At 57.8% G+C, this 14,146-nt stretch carries 14 protein-coding genes and 2 pseudogenes; 10 read left to right on the plus strand and 6 right to left on the minus strand.

All coding sequences use genetic code 11. From position 1 onward, the window contains the following. The 5 genes and pseudogenes from NR164_RS10905 to NR164_RS10925 all read left to right on the plus strand — a co-directional run. On the plus strand, positions 1–1,152 hold a 1,152-nt coding region (locus tag NR164_RS10905), incomplete at its 5' end, for an RHS repeat domain-containing protein (RefSeq protein ID WP_256822746.1). Between the two features lie 13 nt (positions 1,153–1,165). Next, positions 1,166–1,612 carry a hypothetical protein gene (locus NR164_RS10910; RefSeq protein WP_057005220.1) on the plus strand — a complete coding sequence of 149 codons (447 nt, stop codon included), beginning with the start codon at positions 1,166–1,168 and terminating at the stop codon, positions 1,610–1,612. Between the two features lie 283 nt (positions 1,613–1,895). Next, a pseudogene (locus NR164_RS10915) lies at positions 1,896–2,517 on the plus strand (RHS repeat-associated core domain-containing protein); the annotation flags it as partial. Positions 2,518–2,525: 8 nt separating this feature from the next. Then, entirely contained in the window at positions 2,526–3,395 is an 870-nt protein-coding gene (locus NR164_RS10920; RefSeq protein WP_256822747.1) for a tetratricopeptide repeat protein, read from the plus strand. 148 nt (positions 3,396–3,543) lie between these two features. After that, a pseudogene (locus NR164_RS10925) lies at positions 3,544–4,359 on the plus strand (RHS repeat-associated core domain-containing protein); the annotation flags it as partial. Between the two features lie 18 nt (positions 4,360–4,377). Here NR164_RS10925 and NR164_RS10930 read toward each other — a convergent pair. The 4 genes from NR164_RS10930 to NR164_RS10945 all read right to left on the minus strand — a co-directional run bounded on the left by NR164_RS10930 (position 4,378) and on the right by NR164_RS10945 (position 7,583). After that, positions 4,378–4,872 (minus strand): type III secretion effector protein, encoded by a 495-nt coding sequence (locus NR164_RS10930; protein ID WP_256822748.1) that lies wholly within the window; start codon positions 4,870–4,872, stop codon positions 4,378–4,380. An 891-nt stretch (positions 4,873–5,763) separates the two neighbouring features. Beyond that, a complete protein-coding gene (locus NR164_RS10935) occupies positions 5,764–6,039 on the minus strand; it encodes an HU family DNA-binding protein (RefSeq protein ID WP_003213368.1) in 276 nt (91 codons plus the stop codon). Positions 6,040–6,230: 191 nt separating this feature from the next. Next, complete coding sequence (locus NR164_RS10940) at positions 6,231–7,379, minus strand: NAD(P)/FAD-dependent oxidoreductase (protein WP_256822749.1); 1,149 nt, start codon at positions 7,377–7,379, stop codon at positions 6,231–6,233. 36 nt (positions 7,380–7,415) lie between these two features. Continuing rightward, positions 7,416–7,583 (minus strand): rubredoxin, encoded by a 168-nt coding sequence (locus NR164_RS10945; RefSeq protein ID WP_046381624.1) that lies wholly within the window; start codon positions 7,581–7,583, stop codon positions 7,416–7,418. A gap of 197 nt (positions 7,584–7,780) precedes the next feature. Between NR164_RS10945 and NR164_RS10950 the strand changes: the two genes are divergently transcribed. Further along, positions 7,781–8,344 carry a chorismate lyase gene (locus NR164_RS10950; protein WP_079444949.1) on the plus strand — a complete coding sequence of 188 codons (564 nt, stop codon included), beginning with the start codon at positions 7,781–7,783 and terminating at the stop codon, positions 8,342–8,344. Then, on the plus strand, positions 8,344–9,234 hold the full coding sequence (ubiA, locus tag NR164_RS10955) for a 4-hydroxybenzoate octaprenyltransferase (protein WP_017849994.1): 891 nt from the start codon (positions 8,344–8,346) through the stop codon (positions 9,232–9,234). Before NR164_RS10950 ends, ubiA begins: the two co-directional genes overlap by 1 nt. Before the next feature lie 30 nt (positions 9,235–9,264). Here ubiA and NR164_RS10960 read toward each other — a convergent pair whose 3' ends face one another. Beyond that, positions 9,265–9,645: a hypothetical protein gene (locus NR164_RS10960; protein ID WP_046381623.1), complete on the minus strand. Its 381-nt coding sequence runs from the start codon at positions 9,643–9,645 to the stop codon at positions 9,265–9,267. A 154-nt stretch (positions 9,646–9,799) separates the two neighbouring features. On the opposite strand from NR164_RS10960, the gene phoB reads away from it, so the two are divergent. The 3 genes from phoB to NR164_RS10975 all read left to right on the plus strand — a co-directional run bounded on the left by phoB (position 9,800) and on the right by NR164_RS10975 (position 13,416). Next, entirely contained in the window at positions 9,800–10,489 is a 690-nt protein-coding gene (gene phoB / locus NR164_RS10965) for a phosphate regulon transcriptional regulator PhoB (RefSeq protein ID WP_003176964.1), read from the plus strand. A 59-nt stretch (positions 10,490–10,548) separates the two neighbouring features. Then, the gene (gene phoR, locus NR164_RS10970; protein ID WP_017849996.1) at positions 10,549–11,871 is read left to right on the plus strand and encodes a phosphate regulon sensor histidine kinase PhoR; all 1,323 of its coding nucleotides are present in this window, start codon (positions 10,549–10,551) and stop codon (positions 11,869–11,871) included. Between the two features lie 204 nt (positions 11,872–12,075). Beyond that, positions 12,076–13,416, plus strand: a complete 1,341-nt coding sequence (locus NR164_RS10975) for a hemolysin family protein (RefSeq protein ID WP_046381622.1) — start codon at positions 12,076–12,078, stop codon at positions 13,414–13,416. Between the two features lie 3 nt (positions 13,417–13,419). On the opposite strand, the gene NR164_RS10980 is transcribed toward NR164_RS10975, so the two are convergent. Beyond that, positions 13,420–14,091, minus strand: coding sequence for a M23 family metallopeptidase (locus NR164_RS10980; RefSeq protein WP_256822750.1), 672 nt, complete (start codon positions 14,089–14,091; stop codon positions 13,420–13,422). Positions 14,092–14,146: the final 55 nt, after the last annotated feature.

A 14,146-nucleotide genomic window follows, 5' to 3' on the forward strand; every position in this document is an offset into this window, starting at 1 on the left:
CAACTGCTGCACTACGACGCCACCGGCCGCATCATCGCCAGCCAGGACAACCTGCACGGCCAGCGCGAAACCTTCGCCTACGACGCGGCCGCCAACCTGCTCGACGGCCCGCAACCCGGCGCCGGGCTGGTGGTGCATAACAAGCTGCTGACCTACCAGGACAAGCGTTACCGCTACGACGCCTTTGGCCGCATGATCGAAAAACGCAGCGCCAAACGCGGCGTGCAGCGCTTTGCCTACGACGCCGAAAGCCGGCTGATTGAAGTACGCAATGAAAACGGCAGCGTGCTCAGGATGACCTATGACCCGCTGGGCCGGCGTATTGAAAAAACCGAGCATGGCCGCGACGGCTATCCGCTGGGCGAAACCCGGTTCATGTGGGATGGCCTGCGGTTGTTGCAGGAGCATAAACACAGTCAGACGAGCCTGTATGTCTATGAAGACGAAGGCTACGAACCCTTGGCCCGAGTCGACGGCATCGGCCCGCTGCAGAAAATCCGCTACTACCACAACGATCTGAACGGGTTGCCGGAGCAACTGACCGAAACAGATGGAGAAACGGTGTGGCGCGCGACGTATCGGGTGTGGGGCAACACACTGGAGGAGGTGCGCGAGCCTTATTACATTGAAGAGCAGAATTTGCGGTTTCAGGGGCAGTATCTGGACCGGGAGACGGGGCTGCATTTCAATACGTTTAGGTTTTATGATCCGGATGTGGGGCGGTTTACTACGCCGGATCCGATTGGGTTGACGGGGGGAATCAACCTCTACAAATACGCACAAAATCCCATCTCTTGGATTGACCCATGGGGACTTCTTAATCTCAACACCAACGGCGCTGCAGGTAATTTCGGTGTGTACGAAATTCGAATAGACGGTGAGCTGTACAAGTACGGCAAGGCCGATATGAACCGTGTAACAAAATCCAGCGGCAACCCGACCAGACTTCACCAACAAGTAGAAAAATTAGAACGGCTGAATCCTGGTAAAACGATTAAGGGTACCGTTCTAGAAAGCGGCATAAGCACGACCCAGGCGGCCAAGACCATCGAAACTGCCAAATTGGATGCACATTACAAAAAAACTGGCGGACTGATTCCTGAAGGAAACAAAAAGAGCTATAAAGGCCCTAAATCGCTATGTGGCAAATAAGAGAGGATAAATAATGCGCAACCCATACCCTATCGCCATAAGCGGACTTTTCCCAGATCCCGCTGCTGTTTTTTATGTATCGCACCATGTTAGCCGAATTATTCGAGAACAACTCGAACGCCAGATAATAAACACCGAAGTGTTCGATAAAAAATATGGTGACAATTATTGGCTGAGCCTGAGGGACTCAAGCGTGTCTGGGCTACTGGACCTAAATGTTACAGGCCCTGAGGTATCTAAGAGAAATAAAGCAGTGAGCTACTCCTTGAGAATGCCCAGCCAACCTATCAACAAAGACCCTACAGGCTATGAAAAATACCTTGAGTACCACGAAAAAGGTGTAAAAGAGGTCTTTGATGCATTAAAGATCCAGATGTCGGAGCCAATCGATAGCATTTATAACGCTATACGTAAGGAAGTGCGAAAATTGCCTCCGGACAAACTTAAGAATCCGGAATAAACAACGACGAACTTCAACTATATCACATGAGGCAAACTTATTTAAAATCACAGATCAAATAAATACCCCGCTTAATAAACCCAGGACTAACAGCAAGGTTCTATATTGATATATGGCAGGAACCCATCCTATTGGCTCAATTAAAATCGCACGTCACCAGATCTACGATGAGACTTTTGAATTGGAGGCGCAGCAGCGGAAATTTTCCGTTTGTTGCCAAAGACAGCCACGGCAAACCACATATATTTGAAGTGAAGCGCGGTGCTTGGAAGTTGACCCCAGACACAGGGCCTGGCAGGTAACGTATCAGATATGGGGTAACACGCTAGATAGAGGCGCGCGAGCCTTATTACATTGAAGAGCAGAATTTGCGGTTTCAGGGGCAGTATCTGGACCGGGAGACGGGGCTGCATTTCAATACGTTTAGGTTTTATGATCCGGATGTGGGGCGGTTTACGACGCCGGATCCGATTGGGTTGGACGGAGAGCTTAATCTCTACCAATACGCATCAAATCCGATTGCATGGATCGATCCATGGGGATGGAAAACTTGCGGCGCTGCAAACGGAAATTCCAGACAAAATAACAAGGTAAATCATGTATACGTCATTCGTAACAAAACGACTGGGCAGGTGTACAAATATGGTATCAGCGGTGGGAAAATTTCCAAAAATGGGAAATCTTACCGAGCGCAGTCGCAGGTACGCAGACTTAACAGGGGGAGCTCTGATAAATACGAGTCCGCCATAATCAGAAAAAATGTAACACGCACCAAGGCTCTTAAAGTTGAACAAGGTAGAGTCAATGGCTACTCAGTAGCCGCTCAGCGAGCAGGTCAAACACCTTCATTTCCAAAAGTCGGGATTAATCCTGTGGGCAACTCACTGCCAAATGCGACGAGATAGAAACTCTGATGAGCAAATATTTATCAACACTCGAAATTATTCCAACTACAGACCGCCTGCAGGCTCACAGCGTTCGAGAGGCCGCCGTACTCTATATTTATCTTCTAACGACCACTTGCAAGCTTTCTACTGGTGGAGTTGCCAAAGTGGTTCTTCAGCAAGCGCCAGAGGAAGCAGAGCTGACACTTACAAATGTTTGCACCTACTCTCATCCTTTCAAGCGCTTACAGGACCTGCCGACGGAAGCTACAGACGCCGTTATTCGCCAGTGCTTAATCGACGATATCAATGAGGCGCTCCTATCATTAGCAACTCTCAAAGGTTGGGATACCGACCCAATACATAAACTTCATGCAGCGATTGTCAAACGTGGCTATCAGTTTTCCGGTACTTCAGGCCGCTCACTGAAAAACCCAGCTAAAACGCTCACCGCGTCAGCCGCCTGGCGCACGGATCGATACATTAATATCGGCGTCTTGGTGCAAGGCCCCAAAAACACACCAACCGAGTTTTTTACTGCCACACGAATTGGCATATCGCTGGGACTTTTCGAATCACTGCTAGGCGCTGTTGAATGGGTGGACGATCAAACCATTCGCCTTTTCCAAGCAAACAAGCGCGACTATTGGGAAATTGATACGATCTCTAAAGAGGTGAAATTCCACTTCCCCAGAGCTGAGTCCGGTGATGCCCATGGAGAGTTTGATCTGGGTAAAATGTACATTGATGGATGGATAGTCGAACAGAATTTTGAACAAGCCCGGCAGTGGTTGGAGCGCTCCGCTGCTCAAGGTTTCTCTCGAGCAGTCAAACTTTTGCAGCGCATGAATGACGGCGACACAAACCTCGCGGATCCGGTGATGAACAGCAAAAAATGATTCCGGGGTATATTCCTCTTGCATCCCGATTACTGGCTGCTCCTCATACACTCTGCGACCTGACAGAGCAATATTGTTACGACTAACCGCACGTGTACCTGCGCTCACGCCACCGTTGCCTACACCGGCACAAAAGCAGTTCGAGCATGCCGCCGCCAACCTGCTCGACGGCCCGCAACCCGGCGCCGGGCTGGTGGTGCATAACAAGCTGCTGACCTACCAGGACAAGCGTTACCGCTACGACGCCTTTGGCCGCATGATCGAAAAACGCAGCGCCAAACGCGGCGTGCAGCGCTTTGCCTACGACGCCGAAAGCCGGCTGATTGAAGTACGCAATGAAAACGGCAGCGTGCTCAGGATGACCTATGACCCGCTGGGCCGGCGTATTGAAAAAACCGAGCATGGCCGCGACGGCTATCCGCTGGGCGAAACCCGGTTCATGTGGGATGGCCTGCGGTTGTTGCAGGAGCATATGGACCGGGAGACGGGGCTGCATTTCAATACGTTTAGGTTTTATGATCCGGATGTGGGGCGGTTTACGACGCCGGATCCGATTGGGTTGGAAGGTGGCCTCAATCTTTACCAATACGCGCCAAACCCAATTGGATGGGCCGATCCATGGGGCTTGGCGTATGCAGGGGTGGACTTTACTGGCAGCAGTGACCTGTATCCGATAAAAGGCTCACACAGAAATACCGTGACGATCAAGATGCAAGGCTCTAGATCGCGCGACTTTACTCAAGCCTACAAAGAACCAGGTATTCCTAGAAGCGCCAAGAAACACTATACCTGGCACCAGGTTGATGACTTCGACGCAAAATCCGGCAATACAACAATGCAGCTTGTCAGAAAATCTGCCCATGAGGCTACGTACCCACATGGCGGTTCAGTTGCACAGTATGAAAAACACTTCAAAGTTAAAAGGCGGACTTGCCTAAACAAATCCGCCACTCTCCACTCTTGAATCAAGAGTCTATCGAAACTACGTTACATCCGATTCTACAAGCGTTATCAATCTTTTAATCATTCTGTTCATGTGCTTGTGGCGCAGTTCAATCGCATCCATACGAGACTTGTCAGTCGGTGCATCCGACGACTTCGGCGCTTCATACGGTCTATAAACAAGGTCGTATCGTGTACCCAGGTCTTGCAACTGGGCTTCTATGCCATCCATGGTTTTTTCTTGATTGGTCAAGCGCCCGGCTGTGTCTTTTGGTGCCTCCGATTTTTTACTAACCGCATTAGCCTCAGATCCTTCGTTAATGGAAAGGATCTGGTTGACCATCAACTCTGTTTTTATTTCACTGTCTTCGAGGCGCGCGTCTATTTTTTGCTTTTCTGTTGCTGCCGGGTCTACGGTCGTGGTCGTGCCGTCCGCGTTCTTTTTTGCCGCGCCTGGCATTGCAGCTTGCGCTTCGATTCTATCGATGATGGCTTTGGAAGCCAAATGTTCCCCCACATTCAAGGGGATATTCACCAGTGAATTTACCCCCCCACTGATAAGTGAGTTGCGCGCGCTGGACGCCAGTTCAGAAGAGAGCGGCGGGAACCCATTTTTATCGTGTAGATCGTTAATATTTTGCGTGGTCTTGAAAGAATCCTTAATGCCAGGTGACGCGGCTTTGGGGTTTGGCAGAGGATGGGAGCCTCCTTGTCTATTTGACCTCGGATTGGAGCCCCCTGATCCATTTGCCTGAGAATTCGGACCTCCTTGCCCATTTACGTGAGAATTCGAACCTCCTTGCCCATTTGCCTGAGAATTCGGACCTCCTTGCCCATTTACGTGAGAATTCGAACCTCCTTGCCCATTTGGCGGAGTACCGGATCCACTTCCGGAACCTCCACGTCCACTTGACCCTCCCCCCCTGCGTCCTCCGCCAGCCTTAGTAGCGCCACTTAACACAGAAGCACCTATTTTCTCATTACTCGTCGTGGGATATTCAATACCCCCTCCGTTACCCGCATTCGAACCATATACAATCTTCGAGGAGTCAGCCGTTTGCTGCCCATTACCCGACGTCAACGGAACTGAGTTTCCTGGCACAGTTGGCTGAGGTGATGGAGTATTTGGAGGAATATAAGTTAGATCAGTGAGTTTCATTGAGACACCTCTTTAAAATAGTCTTGAGTGCGTCCCTGCAATCTCGACTAATAGGTGGCGCCTCGTACCCATTAAGTTCCAGTGCGTAAGTAATCGTCCTTTACAAACAATAAAAAACTCTGCCCCGCTAATACTAATAACTGTATAAGCCGTGAGCCCCCTTCTTGCGCCTCGATTGCTTTTCCCCGCGCACAAAAAATGGGCACCCGACCCAGTCGGCGTGCCCACTTTTTCTACCTCCCCGCCCCCTTCGAGACGATACCGCTATTACGGGTTGACGCTGTCTTTGAGCGACTTGCCCGGCTTGAACGCAACGGTATTGCTGGCCTTGATTTTCACAGGCTCACCGGTTTGCGGGTTTTTGCCGGTGCGGGCGCCGCGGTGGCGTTGCAGGAAGGTGCCGAAGCCAACCAGGGTGACGCTGTCCTTGCGGTGCAGGGCGCCGGTGATTTCTTCGAGAACGGCGTTGAGGACGCGATTCGCCTGTTCTTTGGTGAGGTCCGCTTTTTCAGCGATGGCGGCTGCGAGTTCTGGTTTACGCATAAGTGAAGCCTCTTTGACGGTTTTTTGTTGTTATGTCCGTGCTGCTCTCTAATGGAGCAGCGCCCAAGGCGCCGCAGGCTCTACTCTGCGGCAGACGGGAGTGAGGATGGCATGCCCTCGGACGCTGCGCCAGTCTCGTGGCGACCTTTCTAGGGTGAAAAATAGGGTTATTCCGACAGAACGACCGGTATTTACGCCAGCAGCGGCGGAAGTTCTTTGTTCAACGCCAGTTTTTCCATCACGGCGCTGCCGGTCAGCGCGTAGCCCAGCAGGCGGCCGCTGGCATCGCGGCACAGGGCCTTGATGTCGGCGCCCTGCCCTTCGACGCTCCACACGCCTTCGGTGCCCCGTGGCGGTGGCGAAACCACCAGCGGGCAGACCGGGGTTTTCACGGTGACCGGCATCGGCCCGTAGCTGACGGCCGTGGCGTTGCCCGCCAGCGTCTGGGCCAAGGCGCGGGCGCAGCTCATCAGCGGCATGACGTACAGCAGGTTCAGGCCATCGACCTCGGCGCAGTCGCCCAGGGCATAGATGTTGGCGTGGGAGGTCTTGAGGTGGCGGTCGACCACGATCCCACGGTTGACCTGCAAGCCGGCAGCCGCGGCCAGGTCGACACGCGGGCGCAGGCCGATGGCCGAGACCACCAGGTCGCACTGGATCACTTCACCGTCCGACAGGTGCGCTTCCAGACCTTCGGCGCTGCGTTGCAGGCGGTTGAGCACCGGGCCCAGGTGGAAGCGCGCCCCAAGGCCTTCCAGCCCGGCTTGTACCGCTGCGGCCGCCGCTGGGTGCAGCAGGGTCGGCATGACTTGCTCGCACGGTGCCACCAGGTCGATTTCGTAGCCGCCGAGGATCAGGTCGTTGGCGAATTCGCAGCCGATCAGGCCGGCGCCAAGCAGCAGCACGCGGCGTTTACCTACGGCTGCCGCGCGAAAGCGGGCGTAGTCTTCAAGATCGTTGATCGGGAAAATCAGCTCCGCGGCGTCGCCTTCGACCGGCACGCGCACGGTTTCCGCGCCCCAGGCCAGGACCAGGTCGCGGTAAGTCACCGCTTCTTCGCCGATCCACAAGCGCTTGTGGCCCGGGTCAATACCGGTGATACGGGTATGAGTGCGTACCTCGGCCTTGAGTTGCTCGGCCATGGCACCGGGTTCAGCCATGCTCAGGCCATCGGCGTCCTTGTTCTTGGCAAAGCCGGTGGAGAGCATGGGCTTGGAGTAGGAGCGCCCATCATCCGCGGTGATCAGCAACAACGGGGTATCGCTGTCGAGCTTGCGAAACTCGCGGGCCACGTTGTAACCGGCGAGCCCTGTGCCGATGATCACGACAGGTGCGTTCATTCCTTTCTCCTTGTAGTACGTTTCTTAAATTCGCGATTACGCGATTTCAATCATTTCGAAATCCACTTTGCCCACGCCGCAGTCCGGGCACAGCCAGTCTTCCGGAACGTCCTCCCACAGGGTACCCGGAGCGATTCCGTCGTCCGGCCAGCCGTCTTTCTCGTCATAGATCAGGCCGCAGACTATGCATTGCCACTTCTTCATTTACTTGCTTCCTCAGGGTCCAGGCAGGTTGGCCGACGGTCGATAGATCCCGCGTTGCCGTGCGGCTCAGCGCGTTTTGTACTGATCGGGGCCTGCAGATGCAAGTACGATCGACACAAGGCACCGGTTCAGCCCGGCAAAAGAGCCGGACGCCATGGTAAGCTCGCCGCCTCTTTTGCTGCCAATATTGACGCACCGTGCCGCACTCAATCGCCCTTCCCGATGCTTGCCAATGGCTGACCCAGAGCCTTCTGAGCCCCCTGCCCGCGCCGTTGACCCTTGACTGGCTGTTCGACGAGGGCTCGCTGACGCGGCGCCTGACGGGGCTGTCCAGCGACAGTTTCAGCGTGACGCCGCTGTGCGAAGGCTGGCAGCCGTTGCGCGACGATGAGTGCGCGGCGCTTGACCTGCCCCAGGCCAGCATCGGTTGGGTGCGCGAGGTGTATTTGCGCGGGCATGGCCAGCCGTGGGTGTTTGCCCGCAGCGTGGCGTCGCGCAGTGCGTTGCAAGGCGACGGGTTGCATATGGACGAGCTGGGGAGCCGCTCCCTGGGCGAGCTGCTGTTCTGCGACCGCGCCTTCACGCGCCGGGCGATCGAGGTCTGCCATTACCCGCGCCCATGGCTGCCCACAGCCGATCAGCTCGACGGGCTGTGGGCGCGCCGCTCGCGGTTCGATCGCGGGGCGCTGAGCGTGCTGGTCGCCGAAATCTTCCTGCCGAGCCTGTGGCACGCGGTGCATGACCACCCGGAGAACCGCTGATGTATCAACGCCTGCTCAAATCCTTGAACCGTCTGAACCCCAGGGCCTGGGATTTCATTCAGTTGACGCGCATGGACAAACCCATCGGCATCTACCTGCTGCTGTGGCCGACGCTGTGGGCGCTGTGGATCGCCGGCAAGGGCTCGCCGTCCTTGATCAATATCCTGATTTTCGTGCTCGGCGTGGTGCTCACTCGCGCCGGCGGCTGCGTGATCAACGACTGGGCCGACCGCAAGGTCGACGGCCACGTGAAGCGCACCGAGCAACGCCCACTGGTCAGCGGCAAGATCAGCTCGAAAGAGGCGCTGGTGTTTTTCGCGCTGCTGATGGGCGTCAGTTTCCTGCTGGTGCTGCTGACCAACGCGACGACCATCCTGCTGTCCCTCGGCGGCCTGGCGCTGGCGGCGAGCTATCCGTTCATGAAGCGCTACACCTATTACCCGCAAGTGGTGCTGGGCGCGGCGTTTTCCTGGGGCATGCCGATGGCGTTCACCGCCGAAACCGGCAACCTGCCTGCCGCCGCGTGGCTGCTGTACATCGCCAATGTGCTGTGGACGGTGGGCTACGACACCTATTACGCCATGACCGACCGCGACGACGATTTGAAGATCGGCGTGAAATCCACCGCCATCCTGTTTGGCGACGCCGACCGGGCGATCATTCTGACCCTGCAAGGCCTGGCGCTGGCGTGCCTGTTGCTGGCCGGCGCGCGGTTCGAGCTGGGCGGCTGGTTCCACCTGGGGTTGCTGGCGGCGGCGGGCTGTTTTGCCTGGGAATTCTGGTACACCCGGGACAGGGACCGGATGAAGTGCTTCAAGGCGTTTTTGCACAACCACTGGGCCGGGTTGGCGATCTTTGTCGGGATTGTCGCGGATTACGGCTTTCGATGAGGGGCCAGGCCCCTCATCGCGAGGGCCCAACTAAGGCTTGGCGACTTTCCAGGCCCCGTCCATCTTGCCTTCACCGGTCATGTCGCCGGCCTTCTTGTCCATGACGAAGGTGTAGAGCGGTTTGCCGCTGTAGGCCCACTGACTCTTCTGGTCGTCACGGGTGATCACGGTCCATTTGCCCATGGGCTTGTCGGTGGACGCCGCCGTCAATGGCGGCCAGTTGGCGGCGCACTTATCGTTGCACATGGATTTGCCATTGGCGTCCTTGGCGAAGGTATAGAGCGTCATGCCGTTGTGATCGACCAGTATCCCGTCTTTGGTCGTCGCGGGGTCCGCCGCGAATGCCAGGGTCGGCAGCGTCAACGCCGCCGTGACCAGCAGGGCCTTCCAGGAAAAAGTACTGTAAGTCATCGGAACCTTCCTTTTGTGGTTGTCAGGATTCGGACCCAAAGCGTAGTCCACGCAGGCGGGAATTGCGCGAGCAGCTAAATTACTGTCACACGACTGCAATAATTCCGTTATCTAATGCGGCGCAAGACAGTTAAATGACAAGAGGATTTTAGGCATGGTTGGCAGGAGCATTCTGATCGTCGACGACGAAGCGCCCATTCGCGAGATGATCGCCGTCGCGTTGGAAATGGCCGGCTATGACTGCCTGGAAGCGGAGAACTCGCAGCAGGCCCATGCCATTATCGTCGACCGCAAACCGGACCTGATTCTGCTCGACTGGATGCTGCCCGGCACCTCCGGCATCGAACTGGCGCGGCGCCTCAAGCGTGACGAGCTGACCGGCGACATCCCGATCATCATGCTCACGGCCAAGGGCGAAGAAGACAACAAGATCCAGGGCCTGGAAGTCGGCGCCGATGACTACATCACCAAGCCGTTTTCCCCACGGGAACTGGTCGCACGCCTGAAAGCCGTACTGCGCCGCGCCGGCCCGACCGATGGCGAAGCACCGATCGAAGTCGGCGGCCTGTTGCTGGACCCGATCAGCCACCGCGTGACCATCGACGGCAAGCCCGCCGAGATGGGCCCGACCGAATACCGTCTGCTGCAGTTCTTCATGACCCACCAGGAACGCGCCTACACCCGCGGCCAGTTGCTGGACCAAGTGTGGGGCGGCAATGTGTACGTGGAAGAGCGCACCGTGGACGTGCATATCCGTCGCCTGCGCAAAGCCCTGGGCGATGCCTACGAGAATCTGGTACAAACCGTGCGCGGCACCGGCTATCGGTTTTCCACCAAGGGCTGAGCCAGCCGGTTTCTGAACGCAAGAGCCTGACTTAACAGCTGACAAGGACGCATGTTCAAGTGAACCAAAACTGGCATGGCACGCTGATCCGCCACCTGCTGCTGTTGATCACCGGCTGCTTGCTGGTAGGCCTGATCAGCGGCCAATACGGCTGGAGCCTGGCCGTCGGCATTGGTCTGTACCTGGGCTGGACCCTCAAGCAATTGCTGCGCCTGCATGAATGGCTGCGCCAACACAAGCCCGATGAAGCGCCACCCGACGGCTACGGCCTGTGGGGCGAGGTGTTCGACAGCATCTACCACCTGCAACGCCGCGACCAACGGGTACGCGGGCGCCTGCAAGCGGTGATCGACCGGGTGCAGGAGTCCACCGCCGCGCTGAAAGACGCAGTGATCATGCTCGACAGCGACGGCAACCTCGAATGGTGGAACCGCGCCGCCGAGACCCTGCTGGGCCTCAAGACGCCCCAGGACAGCGGCCAACCGGTGACCAACCTGGTCCGCCACCCGCGCTTCAAGGAATACTTCGAGCAGGAAAACTACGAAGAAGCCCTGGAAATTCCCTCGCCCACCAACGACCGCGTACGCATCCAGCTGTACCTGACGCGCTACGGCAACAACGAACACTTGATGCTGGTGCGCGACGTAACCCGCATCCACCAGTTGGAACAGATGCGCAAGGACTTCGTTGCCAACGTCTCCCACGAGCTGCGCACCCCGTTGACGGTGATCTGCGGCTACCTGGAGACGCTGCTGGACAACGTCGACGAGATCAACCCGCGCTGGAGCCGCGCCCTGCAGCAGATGCAGCAGCAAGGCTCGCGCATGCAAACCCTGCTCAATGACCTGCTGTTGCTGGCCAAGCTGGAGGCGACCGATTACCCGTCGGATAACCACCCGGTGGCGGTGCAAAGCCTGTTGCAGACCATCAAGAACGACGCCCAGGCCCTCTCCGGCCAACGCGGGCAACAGATCACCCTGGAAGCCGACCCGTCGGTACTGCTCAAAGGCAGCGAAGGCGAATTGCGCAGCGCGTTTTCCAACCTGGTGTTCAACGCCGTGAAGTACACCCCGGACAAGGGCAATATCCGCATCCGCTGGTGGGCCGACGCCCAGGGCGCGCACCTGAGCGTGCAAGACTCCGGCATCGGCATCGACGCCAAGCACCTGCCGCGCCTGACCGAGCGCTTCTACCGCGTCGACTCCAGCCGCAACTCCAACACCGGCGGCACCGGGCTGGGCCTGGCGATCGTCAAGCACGTGCTGCTGCGCCACCGCGCACGCCTGGAAATCAGCAGTGTGCTCGGCCACGGCAGCACCTTTACCTGCCATTTTCCGCCGCCCCAGGTAACCCGTTCGCGGATGGTCGTGAATGATGAATAGCCCGGACACAATACAACGCTAAATGTGGGAGCAAGCCCCCTCCCACATTTGGAATTGCATTGTCCCAAAGCAGGTATTCCTGGCTCCACCAGGCAGCAACCACTAGGCAAGCGCTGCGCCAGCCGCTACATTGGCCGACTTGTGTCCGCCTTTCAGGCGCTCCTGTCACCCCTATTGAACATACGGAACCCGCAAAACCCCATCATGGACCCTTCCCCAGGTATCACCCTCGCCACACTCTTCGCCGATTTCGGCATGATTCTTTTTGCACTGATCCTGGTACTGCTCAACGCGTTCTTCGTTGCGGCGGAGTTTGCCATGGTCAAACTGCGCTCCACGCGGGTCGAGGCCATCGCCCACACCAACGGTTGGCGCGGGCAGATCCTGCGCACCGTCCACCGCCAGCTCGACGCCTACCTGTCGGCCTGCCAGCTGGGTATCACCCTCGCCTCCCTGGGCCTGGGCTGGGTCGGCGAGCCGGCGTTTGCGCATATCCTCGAGCCGCTGCTGGGCGCCGCTGGCGTCGAGTCGCCGGAAGTGATCAAAGGCGTGTCGTTCTTTTCCGCCTTCTTCCTGATTTCCTACCTGCACATCGTGGTCGGTGAACTGGCGCCCAAGTCCTGGGCCATTCGCAAGCCGGAACTGCTGTCGCTGTGGACGGCCGTGCCGCTGTACCTGTTCTACTGGGCCATGTACCCGGCAATCTACCTGCTCAACGCCAGCGCCAATGCCATCCTGCGGATCGCCGGGCAAGGCGAACCCGGCCCGCACCATGAGCACCAGTACAGCCGCGAAGAACTCAAGCTGATCCTGCACTCCAGCCGTGGCCAGGACCCCAGCGACCAAGGCATGCGCGTCTTGGCCTCGGCCGTGGAAATGGGCGAACTGGAAGTGGTCGACTGGGCCAACTCGCGGGAAGACCTGGTGACCCTGGACTTCAACGCTCCGCTCAAGGAAATCCTTGCGCTGTTCCGTCGCCACAAATTCAGCCGTTACCCGGTGTATGACGCACAGCGCAACGAGTTTGTCGGCCTGCTGCACATCAAGGACCTGCTGCTGGAACTGGCGAACCTGGACCATCTCCCCGAGTCGTTCAACCTGGCCGAACTGACCCGCCCGCTGGAGCGCGTATCGCGGCACATGCCGCTGTCGCAGTTGCTGGAGCAGTTCCGCAAAGGCGGCGCGCACTTCGCCCTGGTGGAAGAAGCCGACGGCAAGGTCATCGGCTACCTGACCATGGAAGACGTGCTCGAAGTGCTGGTGGGCGATATCCAGGACGAACACCGCAAGGCCGAGCGCGGCATCCTCGCCTACCAGCCGGGCAAACTGCTGGTACGCGGCGATACGCCGCTGTTCAAGGTGGAACGCCTGCTTGGCGTCGACCTCGACCACATCGAAGCGGAAACCCTGGCCGGGCTGGTCTACGACACCCTCAAGCGGGTGCCGGAAGAGGAAGAAGTTCTCGAGGTTGAAGGCCTGCGGATCATCATCAAGAAGATGAAAGGGCCGAAAATCGTGCTGGCCAAGGTCCTGCTGCTGGACTGACCGTCAATTGCCCAAGGCAAAATTGGGCAATACCCCCACGGGCTGGTTGAACTCATACGGGATCGATACCAGCCCCGCCTCGGTCCGCTGCTGCACCACAAAGTGCAGGTGCGGCCCGCTGCTGTTGCCGGTGTTGCCCGACAACCCCAGCGCACTGCCCACCGCCACCCGCTGCCCCGGCCTGACGCTGACCGAACCTTGCTTGAGGTGCAGGTACACGCCCTGGGTGCCGTCATCGTGCAGCACCCGCACGAAATTCCCTGACGCATCGTTGCCGCGCCCGGCCTGGTCATTCTCGATCTTCACCACCCTGCCGCTGCGCGCCGCAATGATCGGCGTGCCTTCGGGCATGGCAATGTCCATGGCGTAGCGGCTTTTGGCGTCGGTATGGCTGAAGCTGCCGTTGGGGCCTTGGCTCAGGCGAAACGGCCCGCCGCGCCAGGGCAAGGGGTAGCGGTAGGCCTGCTGGGGATAACCGGGCCTTGGCCGGTCGAGCACCGGCCGTTGCACGCGCACGGCCTCCCGCTCCCGGATCACAAACGCCTGGGCGCCGGGGGTTTGCCGGTCGCTGAAAAACACCTCGCCATTGACGTCGGTGGATTTGTAGAGGGTCATGGCCGGGGTCGACGTGGCAACCGTGGCCAATACGCAGAGCAGCAGTAGGCGAATGAGCATGACGCGAACCTGCCGGGGGGACTGAATGGCAGGCTAGCAAGGCTTGATGACAAGA

This window comes from Pseudomonas sp. Pse79, assembly GCF_024519615.1.
Lineage (GTDB): Bacteria > Pseudomonadota > Gammaproteobacteria > Pseudomonadales > Pseudomonadaceae > Aquipseudomonas > Aquipseudomonas veronii.